The sequence below is a fragment of the uncultured Ruegeria sp. genome (assembly GCF_947504215.1).
Classification (GTDB): domain Bacteria; phylum Pseudomonadota; class Alphaproteobacteria; order Rhodobacterales; family Rhodobacteraceae; genus Ruegeria.
The window spans coordinates 122,854-136,597 of sequence record NZ_CANNGO010000001.1 but is presented as its reverse complement, the minus strand read 5'-3'; the positions used below and the strand labels follow the sequence as shown (position 1 = coordinate 136,597).

The following is a 13,744-nucleotide window of genomic DNA, read 5'->3' as shown; positions in this document are numbered from 1 at the left end:
CTGAGAAGTAAAAAAGCCCCGCAGTATCTGCGGGGCTTTTTTTGTTCGATCACTATAGTGATCAGGTTGCTTCTTCTGGCGTGCCCGGGTCGTTTTTGTTGCCCTTCAGCCATTCTCTGAGCCCCTGCATAAGGGCGTACAGGACCGGCACTAGGATAACGCCAACCAGAGTTGCCGCGAGCATGCCACCAAACACGGCGACACCGATGGCTTTTTGACTGGCCGCGCCAGCACCGTTTGCCGCCAACAGCGGGACAACGCCCAGCAGGAAGGACAATGCTGTCATCATCACGGCCCGGAACCGTTGTTGGGCAGCTTCTGCCGCTGCCTCTTTGATAGAAAGGCCTTTGGCGCGTTGTTCCATCGCAAATTCGACAATCAAAATGCCGTTCTTGGACGCAAGGCCCACAAGCATGATCATCCCGATCTGAGTATACAGGTTGATATCGCTGCCCACGATCGCCACCGCAGCAACCGCGCCGAACAAGGCGACGACGACCGATAGCAGGATAGACACCGGTAGCGACCAGCTTTCATATTGGCCAACCAGGAACAAATAGCCGAACAGAATGGCGAGCCCCAGAATCACGATCACAATGCTGCCCGATGCCAATTGTTGCTGCGCCGTTCCGGTCCACTCAAACGCGTAGCCCGGGGGCAGGGCGGTCGCGGATTCCTCGGTCATCACATTGATCGCGTCCCCGCTGGATAGTCCTGGCGCCGGAACCGCCGTCACCGTGGCGGATCGGAAAAGGTTGTGGCGCTTCAGCAAAACCGGCCCCAACACGTTTTCTACATCAATCAGCGTGCCCAGCGGCACCATGTCACCTTGGGTGGATCGCACATAGAGGTTCGAGATGTCTTCGACATTGTCGCGATATGTCCCGTCTGCCTGAATCATCACGCGATAGACCCGACCAAACAGGTTGAAATCGTTCACATAATACGATCCCAACTGAGCCTGCATCGTCTGGAAAACCTCTGAGACGGACACTTGCAGAGTTTTGGCTTTTTCCCTGTCCAGATCAACGAACAGCTGCGGAACGTTTGCGCGGAATGTCGTGTAAGACTGTGCGATTTCAGGTCGTTGATTGGCCGCATACACAAAGGACCCGACCGCTGAGGCCAGATCTTGCGGCGTTCCACCACCGGTTTGCTGAACCTCCATCTCAACGCCAGCCGACATGCCCAATCCCTGAATGGGTGGCGGGTTAAAGGCCAGTATAGACGCTGCTGACTCGCCGTTGGCGATGGCGAGGATCTTGGCAAGGATGGCGTCGGCACTCAGGTCATCTTCCTGCCGTTCGCTCCAGTTGTCGAGATTGACGAAAATCGCTGCGCCGTTGGTGATGGTGCCATTGAGCATCGAAAAGCCGTTAACCAGAACGGTGCTGGCGACCCCGGGGATTTCGCGAATTTGTTCGTCCACACGTTTGGTAACTGTTTCCGTGCGTTCCAGGGTCGCTGCGTCAGGCAGCTGCACATCCACGAACAGATAGCCGTTGTCCTCAAGCGGAATGAAACCCGCTGATGTGTTGGACATGATCGTCCCGGTGCCCATACCCAGCGCCACAATCAGTCCCAGTGCGATCACTGGCATGATCAGCAGCTTGCGCACAATGGCGACATAGCCGCTGCGCACCGTGCCGATCAGCCTTTCGAACAGGGCCAGAATTCCTTTGGGGGGGCCGGACCGGGCGCGCAGCACGAGGCCGCAGAGCGCAGGCGAAAGGGTAAGCGCGTTGATCGACGAGATTACGACAGCGGTCGAGATTGTGACGGCAAACTGCGAATAAAGCCGCCCCGTGATGCCGGGCATGAAGGTCACTGGAACGAACACAGCCAGCAGAACCAGGGTGGTTGCAATGACGGGGCCTGTGATCTGACCCATTGCCTTTCGGGTCGCCTCGGCCGGGGGAAGGCCTTCATCTGCAATGATGCGTTCCACGTTTTCAACAACAACGATGGCATCGTCCACCACGATCCCGATAGCCAACACCAACGCGAACAGAGAAATCGTGTTCAACGACATGCCAAACATCAGCAAGAACGCGAACGTTCCGATCAGGGAGACCGGGATTGCGACTGCCGGAATGATTGTCGCTCTCCAACTGCCTAGGAACACAAACACGACCGAGATCACCAGAATGAAAGTCAGGATCAGCGTTGACACCACATCGTTCAAAGAGGCTTCGACGAAGTCCGTGGTGTTGAAGGGCACATCGTATTCCACATCAGTAGGGAAAGAGCGTGACAGGCGCTCCAACTCAGTCTGAACCCGCTCGGACACGGCCAGCGCATTGGCACCAGGGGCCTGATAGATGCCGATCACGGTGGCCGGAACGGCCTGAAAATATCCGGACGCCGAATAGAACTGGGCCCCTAACTCGGTTCTGGCGATGTCCTTGACGCGAACGATAGCACCGGCTTCGCCGGTGCGGATCACAATATTGGAAAACTCTTCGGCCGACGTCAGGCGGCCTTTGGATTTGATCGTGTATTGAAATGTTTGCCCCTCGGGCACCGGGGGGGACCCAATGGAGCCGGCGGACACCTCGATATTCTGTTCGCGAATGGCGTTGATTACGTCGCCGGGCGTAATGGACAGGGCCGCCATCTTATCGGGATCCATCCAGATCCGCATGGCGTATTCCAAGTTGGTCAGAACGTCGGCCTTACCAACGCCCTGAACACGGGCCAGCGCATCGCGCAGATTGATCGACGCGTAGTTCGATAGAAAAACGCTGTCATAGGTGCCTTCGGGCGAGGTCAGTGTGACCAACATCAGCATGTTGGTCGAAGATTTCTGCGTGACAACACCGGAGGACGTAACTTCGGTCGGCAGGGAGGAGGTCGCTTGCGCGACGCGGTTTTGCACGTTTACGGAAGCGATATCAGGATCTGTGCCGACCTCAAAGGTGACGTTCAGCGAGTAGGACCCGTTATCTGATGACGTGGACGTCATGTAAATCATGTCGTCCACACCGTTGACCTGCGCCTCAATCGGGGCGGCAACGGTGTTTTCAACGGTTTCGGCATTGGCGCCGGTATAGGTGGCCGTTACACTGACCACCGGGGGGGTAATGTCCGGGAACTGCGCCACCGGAAGGACCATATATCCGATACCGCCCAAAATTGTCAGGACAAGCGAGATGACAAGCGCCAGCTTGGGCCGGCTGATGAACAGGGCTGAGAACATCAGTTATTCTCCCGGCTGTTCAGAGGCGACGACCGCATCTACGGCGACGCCCGGGCGTACCCGTTGCAGACCCTCGACAATGATACTCTCACCTTCGCGCAACCCATCCAAAACGATGATTGCCGTGCCGACTGTGTCGCCAGTGGTGATGTAGCGCTGTTCGACCATCTGCTTGTCATTGACAACCAGCACGAATTCACCCCGTTGATCCCGCTGTAAAGCCGCCTGCGGGATGAGAACCTGCAGCGTTGGCTCCAACGCTTCGATGTGAACACTCAGGAATGCACCATCCAGGATCAGGCGTTTGGTATTGTCGAACTCGGCCCGCATGGTTATCGCGCCGGTTAAAGGATCGATGCGGTTGTCCACAAACACTATTTTTCCGGTTTCATCCAGATCGGTTCCGTTAGGCAGTGTTACGTGCACGTTGGGGCTTTGTTCGCTTTCCGACAGCGACGCCGCATTCTCGTTAAAAGTTTCGAGGATCGATGTGAACTGTTTTTCATTCAGGGAAAAGTTGACGTAGATCGGTGCTTCGCTGACGAGATTGACCAATGCGGGATTGTTGGGCCCTACAACATCGCCAACGCTCGTGGTCACGCGACCAATGCGCCCGGCGAATGGTGCCTGAATTCGCGTATAGCTCAGGTCCAACTCTGCCTGTTGAATAGCAGCCTTGGCAGCTTTAACTTCGGCCTCGGCGACAAGCTCATTGGCACGGGCGATGTCACGTTCTGATTCTGGAGTGGCATCGCGTTTGTACAGTTCTTCCTTTCGCGCCAAATCGACCCTGGCCAGCTCAAGGTTGGCTTCGGCGCGGTCCAGATCAGCCTTGCGGGCCTCTAGCGTGGCTTCGTAGAGGTCAGGCTCAATCGTAAACAACAGGTCGTCCTTTTGGACCAAAGCGCCGTCTTCCACATCCTGGCTATCCAGAAACCCATTGACCCGCGCGACGATGTCGACCTTGTCGATTGCTTCGGCACGGCCAATGAAAACCGCCTCATCCGTGATTTCCTGCGTATAGGCCGCCGCGATTGAAACCTTGGGGGGCGTTGCATCGCCTTGCCCTTCTTGCGCCAGAGACGGTTGCGCTATGGCCAGACAGAAAACCAAAGCAAACTGTTTGCCTATCGCCCAAGCGGGTCCGCAATTGCTGAGGTCAACGGATTTAAGTGTAAGGGCCATGGAAAATGCCTCGTTCAAACTAAGGATTAAGTGACCGGGCACACCTGACACCGCGGCGAGTCGATAGAATTCCGACTCAGGATGGCGGTTTTGTTGCCATATCTCAAGCTTCTTGAGTACGAGTGCTTCTGGTGCGCAGTCTAAATTATCTCGTCAGTTCGCTGACTTAGGTCGATGCGCTTTGAGCAACGGGCGGGGATGCTGCAAAACAAACTAAAAAACGGAGGCCGATTTGGCCTCCGTTGTCATGACGCAACTTGGCGGGATTTTAACCGCGCGTGCCTGCAAATCGGGCCTGCCAATCTTCGCGTTGGTCATCCGTTATTTTGGCGAACAGTACGTCCGGCACTGTGAATGCGTGACCCGCAGGCAGCGCGTTCAGTGCAGCCTCAACGTCATCCGGCCAATCAGTCGCGAGCGTGTTCATGGCACTCAGCATCCGGGCAGACGCGTTTGGAATAAACGGCGCGCTCAGTACAGCGTATAGCCGGATTAGATTCAGACCCAGACGCACCTGCGCTGCCGCTTGTTCCGGGTTTTCCTTAAACGTCGACCAGGGAGCTGCGGCTTGTAGGTATTCGTTTCCGGCCACCCAAATAGCGCGCAGCTCTTGCGCCGACTTGCGAACTTCCATTGCCTCCATAAAGCCTTCATAGGCGCGGATGCGGCGCGTCAATTCTAAAATCAGCGCATTTTCCCGCTCGCCATATACGCCACCCTCGGGCACGGCTTCGCCAAACTTGGATCGGCAGAACTTGGTGATGCGGCTGACAAAGTTGCCCAAAACATCCGCCAAATCCTTGTTCACCGATTGCTGGAAGTTCTCCCAGGTGAATTCACTATCGCTGCTTTCGGGCGCATGGCTCAGCAACCACCAGCGCCAGTAGTCAGCGGGCAGGAGTTCCAACGCTTGATCCATGAACACGCCGCGCCCCTGAGAGGTCGAGAACTGGCCGCCGTCATAGTTCAGGTAGTTGAACGATTTCAGATGGTCGACCATCTTCCAAGGCTCGCCTGACCCCAGAATGGTGGCTGGGAAGCTAAGCGTATGGAACGGTACGTTGTCCTTGCCCATGAACTGGACATAGCGAACGTCGTCGGCACCTTTGTCCGTGCGCCACCAGCGTTCCCACTCGGCGTCGGGTTTCCCAGTGGAATCAGCCCATTCCTTGGCGCAGGCGATGTATTCGATAGGTGCATCGAACCAGACGTAAAAGACTTTGCCCTCCATCCCGGGCCAATCCTGATCTCCTTTTTTGACCGGAACACCCCAGTCCAGATCACGGGTGATGCCGCGGTCCCGCAGCCCGTCACCGTCATGCAGCCACTTTTTGGCAATGGATGTGGTCAGGATCGGCCAATCGGCCTTGCTGTCAATCCAAGCATCCAACTGATCTTTCATCGCCGATTGGCGCAGGTACAGATGCTTGGTCTCGCGCACTTCAAGATCGGTCGAGCCGGAAATGGCCGAACGCGGATCGATCAAATCGGTCGGGTCCAACTGTTTGGTGCAGTTTTCGCACTGATCGCCCCGTGCGCGGTCATAGCCGCAATTGGGGCAGGTGCCTTCGATGTACCTGTCGGGCAGAAAGCGCCCATCGGTGTTTGAGTAGACCTGTTTTTCGCTTACTTCGCGGATCAGACCAGCTTCATCCAGTTTTCCCGCGAAATGTTGCGTCAGCCTTTTGTTCTGATCACTGGACGAGCGGCCAAAGTGATCAAAGCTCAGCCCAAAGCGGTTGGCGATGTCCAACTGTACGCCGTGCATTTCGGCACAGTATTCAGCAATCGGCTTTTCGGCTTTGGCCGCGGCCAGCTCAGCCGGGGTGCCGTGTTCATCTGTGGCACACAGGAACATCACCTCATTCCCCCGGCCACGCTGATAACGTGCATACAGATCCGCCGGCAATTGCGAGCCGATCAGGTTGCCGAGGTGTTTGATCCCGTTGATGTAAGGGATCGCCGAGGTGATGAGAATCCGAGCCATATTGCGTTTCCACGTATCTGTCTGCGCGCCCGTCTACCTTATGTAATCCGCCAGCAAAAGCCCGCCCGTCGCATGGATGTCACTTTCGCACCTTACGAGCAGAAAAAAGACGGAAAATCGGGAATTCGCATTGTATCTGACATGATCTTCTCAATAACCGCAGGTTGAGCGCCGCCTCACAACCTCTTGAATTCTCGTTATGGCGTCCCATATTGAATGTATACTAATGTATACAAAAGCGAGGGCTAATACTTGATGTTCGACTTCCTACTCGAGGGTGCATTTGCGCCTTTTACTCTGGCGCTTGCGCTTCTGTTCGGCCTTTTGGCAGTGGAACTGATCGCTTTGGTCTTGGGTGGCAGCTTGCTAGCTGGCGAAGGGGAAATCGATCTGGATATGGTGGATGCCCCCGATCTGGACATTGGTGATTTAGGTCTGGATATCGACCCGGATGTCGATCTGGGCGATTTCGAACTGGCAGAGGTCGAAAGCGATGTGCCCGATACCTCTGCGGCGGGTCCAATGGCGTGGTTGGGTGTTGGAAAGATACCCATCATGATCTGGCTTGTGGTTCTGCTGGCGGGCTTCGGCCTGTCGGGTATTGGCCTGCAACTGGCGCTGCGCGATGTGCTGGGCTTTGATCTGCCGCCTTGGGTGGCTGTGATCCCAGCCGGTGCCTTTGGCCTGTGGTTTGCCCGTGGCTTTGGCGGTGTCTTTGCCCGCCTGCTGCCCAAGACCGAGACCGAGGCGATGTCTGAGCGGATGTTGGCCCGCCGCCGGGGTGTCATCACCCAAGGCACCGCGTCACGCGGCCGCCCGGCCGAGGTTCGGGTCATGGATCGCTTTGGCAATACCCACTACCTGCGCGCCGAGCCGCTGCAGGACAAGGATGCGCTGGATCAGGGCACAGATGTGCTGGTTCTACGCGACCGACGGCGCGACCGGTTCGTTCTGGTCGGCTTGTCAGACTAACCAAATTTCAAACCCCAAACCTGGAGGATTTTGCATGGAACTTACATTCCTAGCCGTCACAGTTGTGACTATTTTAGCGGTAATCTTGTTCATTGGCCTTGTTCTTGGCCGTCTCTATCGACGTGCCACCCGCGAAGTCAGCTTGGTGAAAACCGGCGCAGGCGGCAAGAAGGTCATCATGGATGGTGGTGTCATCATCGTTCCTTTGCTGCATGAAGTTAGCCCGGTCAACATGAAGACCCTGCGCCTTGAAGTGCAGCGCAGTGACGAGGCCGCCTTGATCACCAAGGATCGGATGCGTGTCGATGTAGGAGTGGAGTTCTACGTTTCCGTGATGGCCACCGAAGAGGGTATCGCTCGCGCTGCCCAGACGTTGGGTGATCGCACATTTGATGTCGAGCAACTGCGCGAGATGATCGAAGGCAAGCTGATCGATGGTCTGCGTGCCGTTGCTGCCCAGATGACCATGGACGGGTTGCACGAGAACCGCGCTGACTTTGTGCAAGAGGTGCAGAATGCAGTGTCCGAAGACCTGCTGAAGAACGGCCTGTCGCTGGAATCCGTCTCGCTCACCGCCCTGGACCAGACACCGTTTGAAGCACTCGACGAGAACAACGCCTTTAACGCAGTTGGTATGCGCAAGCTGGCCGAGGTGATTGCGACCTCGAAGAAAGAGCGCGCCCAGATTGACGCCGATGCCGAGGTTGAAGTGCGCCGCGCTTCGATGGAAGCACAGCGTCAGAAGCTGTTGATCGAAAAGGATGAAGAACAGGCGCGCATTGAGCAGACGCAGCAGGTTGAGACTCTGCGCGTGGCGCAGGAGGCCGAGATAGCGGCCCGGACCGAAGATTCGGTGCGTGAGACCGAACGCGCCCGCATCGCCCGTGAAGAGGCCATCCGTGCGGCAGAGATCGAGCGTGAGCGTAAGATCCGCGATGCCGAAATCTCGAAAGAGCGCGAGTTGGAAGTCGCCGAGCAGGAACGCCAGATCATCATCGCGCAGAAATCCGAAGAGGAAAGCCGCGCGCGTGCTTCTGCCGATTTGGCTCGTGCCGAAGCGACCAAAGCGACCGAAGCAGTGGCAACCGCCCGTCAGGTGGCAGAAGCCGAGCGTCAGAAGCAGATCGTGCTGATTGAAGCAACTCGTGAAGCTGAACGTCAGGCGACCGCGATCCGCCTGGCCGCGCAGGCCGACAAAGAGGCCGCCGTTGACCGCGCCGAAGCCCGCCGCGAAGAGGCGCAGGCCGAAGCCGATGCGCTGAACATTCGGGCTGAGGCCAAGAAGAACGACATGTTAGCCGAAGCGGAAGGTAAACGTGCGATTGTCGAGTCCGAAAATGCTCTGTCAGTGGATCAGATCCGCATGAAAGTTGATCTGGCGCGGATTGAAGCCATGCCGTCGATCATATCGGAGATGGTCAAACCTGCCGAGAAAATCGACTCGATCAAGATCCATCAGGTTGGTGGTATCGGTGGCGCCAATGGGGGCAGTGCGTCAACAGGTGACAAGCCAGTGGTCAATCAGGCGCTGGATTCCATCATGGGGATGGCCGTTCAGATGCCCGCGCTCAAGAAGCTCGGTGAAGAGCTGGGTCTGTCGATGGAGCATGGTGTCAGCGGTGTTGTGAACGGCGCACTAGAGCCGACTGTAGATCAGCCCGAAAACGTGGACGCGATCGAAGAAGAACCGCGGACAGATCACTAAGACGAAGACAGGGCCGGGTTTTCCCGGCCCTTTTCAATTCAGCGGCTTGCTAAAGATGCCCGAACTCACATCCAGAAGTTATTGGCCTTTGAAACTGTCTGAAAATTAACCGCTACGACCTGGGATGCGCCAATCAGGCTGTCGGCGTTGTTTGCATAGTCGGGGCGCATCCGGTTTCGGGCCTCATCATCGGGTTGCGTCAGTTTAACGGCCATGCGTGAAAGCTTGATGGCAAGCTCGTACCCCTCTTCAGGTGTTTCGGTTTTGAGTGTGGGTAGCCAGGACATCTTGCCCTCCATTATATCGTGTGCGACCTAAATGCAGAGTTGACGAGGCGAGATTGGAAGTCAAGAATAATATCGTGCACGATATATTTGGAGCCAAGAATTTGGATATCACCCAGATCCCGACCCGAGCGAACGAGCTATTCTGCTTTGGAGTTTACACCGCGTCGCACGCGATCAATCGTGCTTACTCGCCGCACCTGAAGCGGCTGGGGGTGACCTATCCTCAGTACATTACGCTCACCCTTCTATGGGAGAGGGACGGGCAAAACATAAATGAGCTGGCGCAACAGTTAGGTATGGAAACCAGCACCATGACCCCTTTGATCAAACGGTTGGAAACCATGGGGTACGTCACTAGAACGCGGAGCCAATCGGATGGGCGCGCGATTGATGTTACATTGACAGATCAGGGGGCGTCGCTTGGGAATGAAGCACCTGGAATCACCGCCTGCATGATTGAAGACACCGGACTGGACCAGGCTGAGCTATTGAGATTACAAGAGTTGCTGCTTCGGCTTAGGGACGGGCTTCAAAGCGCCTAGTCGTCGTGTTCCCGTGACCGTTTCAGCAGGCGCCCAATAGTGAACGAAGTTCGTGGGGCATAGACATAATTTGTGCGTTCATCCGGTGTCGGGCGTGATCGCATCCGTGCCAAACCGAACAGGATCAGTGCGAAATGACCCACCGCGACAAAGGCAAACAATGCGCTTGGTCCGAATTGCTGGATCAACGTTGATGAGACATAGGGCGACGCGATTGCCCCTAACGCGTACCAGAACATCAATGCAGCAGACAACTCGACCCTTTGCTCGGTGGTCGCAAAGTCGTTGGCATGCGCAGATGAGACAGAAAAGATCGGGAATGTCGTCAAGCCAAAGAATCCGGCAGCCAGCATCACTCCGATTGTGCCAGCACCGCTAGCCGCCATCGTGACACCACAACTGAGCACCGCGGCGGCAGAGAGCCAGATCAGAACCCAGCGACGGTCGTATTTGTCTGCGAGCCACCCCAACGGGTATTGCGCCAACGCGCCGCCGAGTACGAAAGAAGCAAGGAAAAAGGCGATCTGATCCACGCCCAGGCCGACCCCTTGTCCGTAGACCGGCCCAACCATTCGGAAAGAGGCTGAGCTAAGCGCCGCCACGATTACGCCTGCAACCGCCAACGGAGAGCTTTGCCAGGCCAGTTTCGGACGCAGACGAGGCGCGTCGGGTGTTTTCGGTTGGCTGGCCCGCGTCAGTGCAAGTGGCAAAAGCGATGCGCAGCACAGGATCGCTAACAGGTTGTATGAAACGTAAGAGGCCGGTGGCAGAACAGCGATGATCAACTGTGCGCACAAAGACGCGCCCATATCCGCGATGCGATAGGTGCCCATGGCGCGCCCGCGCGTCTCATTAGTGACTTTGGCATTCAGCCAGGCCTCGATGACCGTGTAACACCCGGCCACACATGTACCCGACGCAATTCTCAGCGCGGCCCAGATATACGGGTTGTCGGTCAAGGTGTGGCCCAATAACCCCATGGCGCCCAGCGCGGTACAGACTGCAAAGGCGCGCGAATGCCCAACACTGCCCATCAGGCGGGGCGCCCACCAGCATCCAATAAAAAACCCTAGGAAATGTGCCGAACCCAGAATACCTATCTGCTCGGTCGTGAAGTTCAGTGTTATGCCCGAGATTGCATCCAGCGGCCCAACGCCGCCTGTCGAAAGCTGCAGCAGAATGACGGAAAGAAAAAGGGCGGCAAAAGAAATGATCGTGCGCATAGTGGTCCCAGATTGGCGACGCCATCACAAGATGCGCGCATCTATTCGACTCAATTGCGTCGTTTTTTACCCATTTGGCATCACGTTACACGCATGATTTCAGCATGAATGTCCAGACCTACGGTTTCCTGAACCAGGTCAGGGTATCCGGACGCCCCAAAGTCGTGGCGATTCAACCCACCTGTCAGCCGGATGGACAAACGATCAAGATCATCCTCGTCCGTACCCGCCTGTCGATACAGGCTGGCGTTCAATGTGATAGGCCGAGTTACACCTCGCACGGTCAGGTTTCCTGTGATGCGGGCGCCGTCCGATATCCGCCCAGTTGGCCCTAATTGTACACTTGTCGAGGAGAACCGGATAGTTGGATGCTGCTCTGCATTCAGGACACCAGGGCTGAGCATGGGCGTTCTGGCAAATGGCAGCCGGGTTTTTGCCTTCGCAACATCCAGGACCACATCCACCTCGCTGTTTTGTAAATTGTGCGTGTCGATCTGAACGTCAGCAGACCGGATCGGCATAGACCCCGTTTGCGCGATCCCCGAGAGGTCAAACATGAAGCTGACATGGGTGCCGTCTGGCGAAAGGGCGTAAGGCTTTCGCGCTGCGCGCGCGGGATCGCCGAAGGGCAGGGCAGCGAGCCCTGCGAGAACGCCGCGACGCGATAGGGTTGTCATACGAGTGCCTCTTGTCTGCGGGGCCGAGACCTTTTGAGAAGCATCACGATGATGGCAATGTTAAGACCGTTCCATAAAATCCCGTTCACGAATGCCAATTGGTAGTTGCCTGTGACGTCATAGATCCACCCCGACATCCACCCACCCAAGGCCATGCCCAGAATGGTCATCATCATGACAAAACCCACGCGCGCACCAGCCTCTTGCGGAGGCATGTATTCGCGGACCACCAGCGCATAGCTGGGTACGATTCCACCTTGCGCCAGCCCAAACAGCATGCTGACGACATAAAGTGAGACCATCCCGTCATAAGGTAAGAACAGGAACAGGGCGATGCATTGCAGGATCGACCCGATGAGCAGTGTATGGACGCCACCCAACCGGTCAGCCACCAGGCCGGAAACGATGCGGCTCACCACGCCGCCCAGCAGCATCAGGGACAGCATCTCTGCGCCGACAGCGGGGCCATAGCCGAGACCTACGCAGTAGGACACGATGTGAACCTGCGGCATCGACATCGCCACGCAGCATCCAATGCCTGCCAGTCCAAGAATGTATTGCAACGCCCTTGGTGAGATTCCGACACTGCGCGCATTGATCTTTGCAGTGGCAGCGGCGGTTGTGTGCGCCTCGGCCGGGACCTGCCGGCGCAACAGCAGGGACAGGGGAATGACAACAACCAGCGTCAGTACCGCCAGTGTCAGATAGACCTGCTGCCAGCCATCCCGCGCCAGGATACCCGACAGCATGGTGGGCCAGATCGCCCCGGACAGATAGTTTCCACTGGCCACCAGCGCCACGGCGATCCCGCGTCTGCGCATGAACCAGTGTGAGATATCGGCGATCAGGGGTCCAAAGCCGATCGAAGTGCCCAATCCCAGCAGCAAATGCGCGACGGACAGCAGGGCTATGTTAGGTGCCAGTGTTGCCAGCAGGTAGCTGATGGCGCTCAGGATCGATGCGCCTATCAATGCTTTGGTCACCCCCAACCGGTCCACCAACTGCCCCAGCCACATGTTACCCAGGGCAAAGCCGATCATGGCGAGCGTATAGGGCATCGACGCCTCGGCCCGTCCGGCACCGAATTGTGTTTCGACGGCGGGCATGACCACGATCACCGCCCACATCCCGACATTCGCCACGGCTGCGATGGCGAGCGTGATCAGAAGGCGAAGCCAGGAATAGCGGCTGTCATGGATTGGATGGCTCATGCCGCGACGCTAGGGTGCGGGCCAGGTTTTGACCAGTCACAAGTTGCGTGATCTTCGTGCTTTCACCCGAGGGTTCTTCTGGTTCAGTCCGCTGCCACGCGTCACGGCATTTGCGTCAGATCGGCCAGCCACATGGCATAGCTATTCGAGCGTTCAGCGCGACAAGATTAACTTACCATCGGCAAACTGAATGTTGGAAAAACGGTGCAGGTAATCCATGCCGAGCAACGACTTGTCCAAGTCGCCTTCGTTGATCCAAGCTGAGACGCCGTTGTCAAGGATCGGTCCCAGCGCGAGACTGTCCAATTGCACAGGGGCCGTCCGCACCACACCGTTCGCGGTCGACGCGCGGCCCAGATAATTCAGTTGGTCCAGATCAATGCCCACACGTTTGGCGTCCTGCGCGTTCAGGACGATCTGACTGGCGCCGGTGTCGACCAGAAAGGTGATGGGCTCTCCGTTCACCAGCATTGGCAGATAATAATGCCCGTCAAAGGCACGGGGAACTTCGATGGTGTTGCCGGACACCGCCATCTGAGGCGTGGTGCCCACGGTCGAGCGGATATCGTCCCAAAGCCCCACCAAAGCGACGACGCCAATGAAAATAAACACCCAGGCCATAACCTGCTGCAGGGTCTTGCCCAGCGACTGTCGGTTGTGGGTGAAGAACCACATCAGCAAGGCCGCGCCCAGCAAGACCAAATAGGTCAAACGCCCGATTTCATAACCATCCATACCGTCACCCGGAATAAGTCA

Annotated in this window: 11 protein-coding genes; 3 read left to right on the top strand and 8 right to left on the bottom strand. The window is 56.9% G+C overall.

What is annotated here, in order from left to right:
- Positions 1–61 precede the first annotated feature (61 nt).
- From Q1B21_RS00655 to metG, 3 genes are all read right to left on the bottom strand, one after another.
- A complete protein-coding gene (locus Q1B21_RS00655; protein ID WP_299884674.1) occupies positions 62–3,199 on the bottom strand; it encodes an efflux RND transporter permease subunit in 3,138 nt (1,045 codons plus the stop codon).
- A gap of 3 nt (positions 3,200–3,202) precedes the next feature.
- A complete protein-coding gene (locus tag Q1B21_RS00650; RefSeq protein WP_299884671.1) occupies positions 3,203–4,384 on the bottom strand; it encodes an efflux RND transporter periplasmic adaptor subunit in 1,182 nt (393 codons plus the stop codon).
- Between the two features lie 268 nt (positions 4,385–4,652).
- Positions 4,653–6,371 carry a methionine--tRNA ligase gene (gene metG / locus Q1B21_RS00645; protein WP_299884668.1) on the bottom strand — a complete coding sequence of 573 codons (1,719 nt, stop codon included), beginning with the start codon at positions 6,369–6,371 and terminating at the stop codon, positions 4,653–4,655.
- A gap of 255 nt (positions 6,372–6,626) precedes the next feature.
- Between metG and Q1B21_RS00640 the strand changes: the two genes are divergently transcribed.
- Together Q1B21_RS00640 and Q1B21_RS00635 are read left to right on the top strand one after the other, a co-directional pair.
- Positions 6,627–7,343 carry an OB-fold-containig protein gene (locus tag Q1B21_RS00640; protein WP_299884665.1) on the top strand — a complete coding sequence of 239 codons (717 nt, stop codon included), beginning with the start codon at positions 6,627–6,629 and terminating at the stop codon, positions 7,341–7,343.
- A gap of 34 nt (positions 7,344–7,377) precedes the next feature.
- Positions 7,378–9,048 carry a flotillin domain-containing protein gene (locus tag Q1B21_RS00635; protein ID WP_299884662.1) on the top strand — a complete coding sequence of 557 codons (1,671 nt, stop codon included), beginning with the start codon at positions 7,378–7,380 and terminating at the stop codon, positions 9,046–9,048.
- 65 nt (positions 9,049–9,113) lie between these two features.
- On the opposite strand, the gene Q1B21_RS00630 is transcribed toward Q1B21_RS00635, so the two are convergent.
- Complete coding sequence (locus tag Q1B21_RS00630; RefSeq protein WP_298932352.1) at positions 9,114–9,335, bottom strand: hexameric tyrosine-coordinated heme protein; 222 nt, start codon at positions 9,333–9,335, stop codon at positions 9,114–9,116.
- Between the two features lie 74 nt (positions 9,336–9,409).
- Between Q1B21_RS00630 and Q1B21_RS00625 the strand changes: the two genes are divergently transcribed.
- Complete coding sequence (locus Q1B21_RS00625; RefSeq protein WP_299884659.1) at positions 9,410–9,877, top strand: MarR family winged helix-turn-helix transcriptional regulator; 468 nt, start codon at positions 9,410–9,412, stop codon at positions 9,875–9,877.
- Here Q1B21_RS00625 and Q1B21_RS00620 read toward each other — a convergent pair.
- The 4 genes from Q1B21_RS00620 to Q1B21_RS00605 all read right to left on the bottom strand — a co-directional run bounded on the left by Q1B21_RS00620 (position 9,874) and on the right by Q1B21_RS00605 (position 13,723).
- The gene (locus Q1B21_RS00620; protein ID WP_298932349.1) at positions 9,874–11,100 is read right to left on the bottom strand and encodes an MFS transporter; all 1,227 of its coding nucleotides are present in this window, start codon (positions 11,098–11,100) and stop codon (positions 9,874–9,876) included. The two genes, Q1B21_RS00625 and Q1B21_RS00620, sit on opposite strands and share 4 nt — an antisense overlap.
- An 80-nt stretch (positions 11,101–11,180) precedes the next feature.
- On the bottom strand, positions 11,181–11,777 hold the full coding sequence (locus tag Q1B21_RS00615; protein ID WP_299884655.1) for a YceI family protein: 597 nt from the start codon (positions 11,775–11,777) through the stop codon (positions 11,181–11,183).
- Positions 11,774–12,988, bottom strand: coding sequence for a CynX/NimT family MFS transporter (locus Q1B21_RS00610; RefSeq protein WP_299884652.1), 1,215 nt, complete (start codon positions 12,986–12,988; stop codon positions 11,774–11,776). Before Q1B21_RS00610 ends, Q1B21_RS00615 begins: the two co-directional genes overlap by 4 nt.
- Positions 12,989–13,141: 153 nt before the next feature.
- On the bottom strand, positions 13,142–13,723 hold the full coding sequence (locus tag Q1B21_RS00605) for a TIGR02281 family clan AA aspartic protease (RefSeq protein WP_298932344.1): 582 nt from the start codon (positions 13,721–13,723) through the stop codon (positions 13,142–13,144).
- Positions 13,724–13,744 lie beyond the last annotated feature (21 nt).

What these genes read in the sequence shown, in the direction of transcription:
- Q1B21_RS00650 (WP_299884671.1), bottom strand. Translation starts at nt 4,384, where the DNA reads ATGGCCCTTACACTTAAATCCGTTGACCTCAGCAATTGCGGACCCGCT.
- Q1B21_RS00640 (WP_299884665.1), top strand. Translation starts at nt 6,627, where the DNA reads ATGTTCGACTTCCTACTCGAGGGTGCATTTGCGCCTTTTACTCTGGCG.
- metG (WP_299884668.1), bottom strand. Translation starts at nt 6,371, where the DNA reads ATGGCTCGGATTCTCATCACCTCGGCGATCCCTTACATCAACGGGATC.
- Q1B21_RS00635 (WP_299884662.1), top strand. Translation starts at nt 7,378, where the DNA reads ATGGAACTTACATTCCTAGCCGTCACAGTTGTGACTATTTTAGCGGTA.
- Q1B21_RS00605 (WP_298932344.1), bottom strand. Translation starts at nt 13,723, where the DNA reads ATGGATGGTTATGAAATCGGGCGTTTGACCTATTTGGTCTTGCTGGGC.
- Q1B21_RS00610 (WP_299884652.1), bottom strand. Translation starts at nt 12,988, where the DNA reads ATGAGCCATCCAATCCATGACAGCCGCTATTCCTGGCTTCGCCTTCTG.
- Q1B21_RS00630 (WP_298932352.1), bottom strand. Translation starts at nt 9,335, where the DNA reads ATGTCCTGGCTACCCACACTCAAAACCGAAACACCTGAAGAGGGGTAC.
- Q1B21_RS00615 (WP_299884655.1), bottom strand. Translation starts at nt 11,777, where the DNA reads ATGACAACCCTATCGCGTCGCGGCGTTCTCGCAGGGCTCGCTGCCCTG.
- Q1B21_RS00620 (WP_298932349.1), bottom strand. Translation starts at nt 11,100, where the DNA reads ATGCGCACGATCATTTCTTTTGCCGCCCTTTTTCTTTCCGTCATTCTG.
- Q1B21_RS00655 (WP_299884674.1), bottom strand. Translation starts at nt 3,199, where the DNA reads ATGTTCTCAGCCCTGTTCATCAGCCGGCCCAAGCTGGCGCTTGTCATC.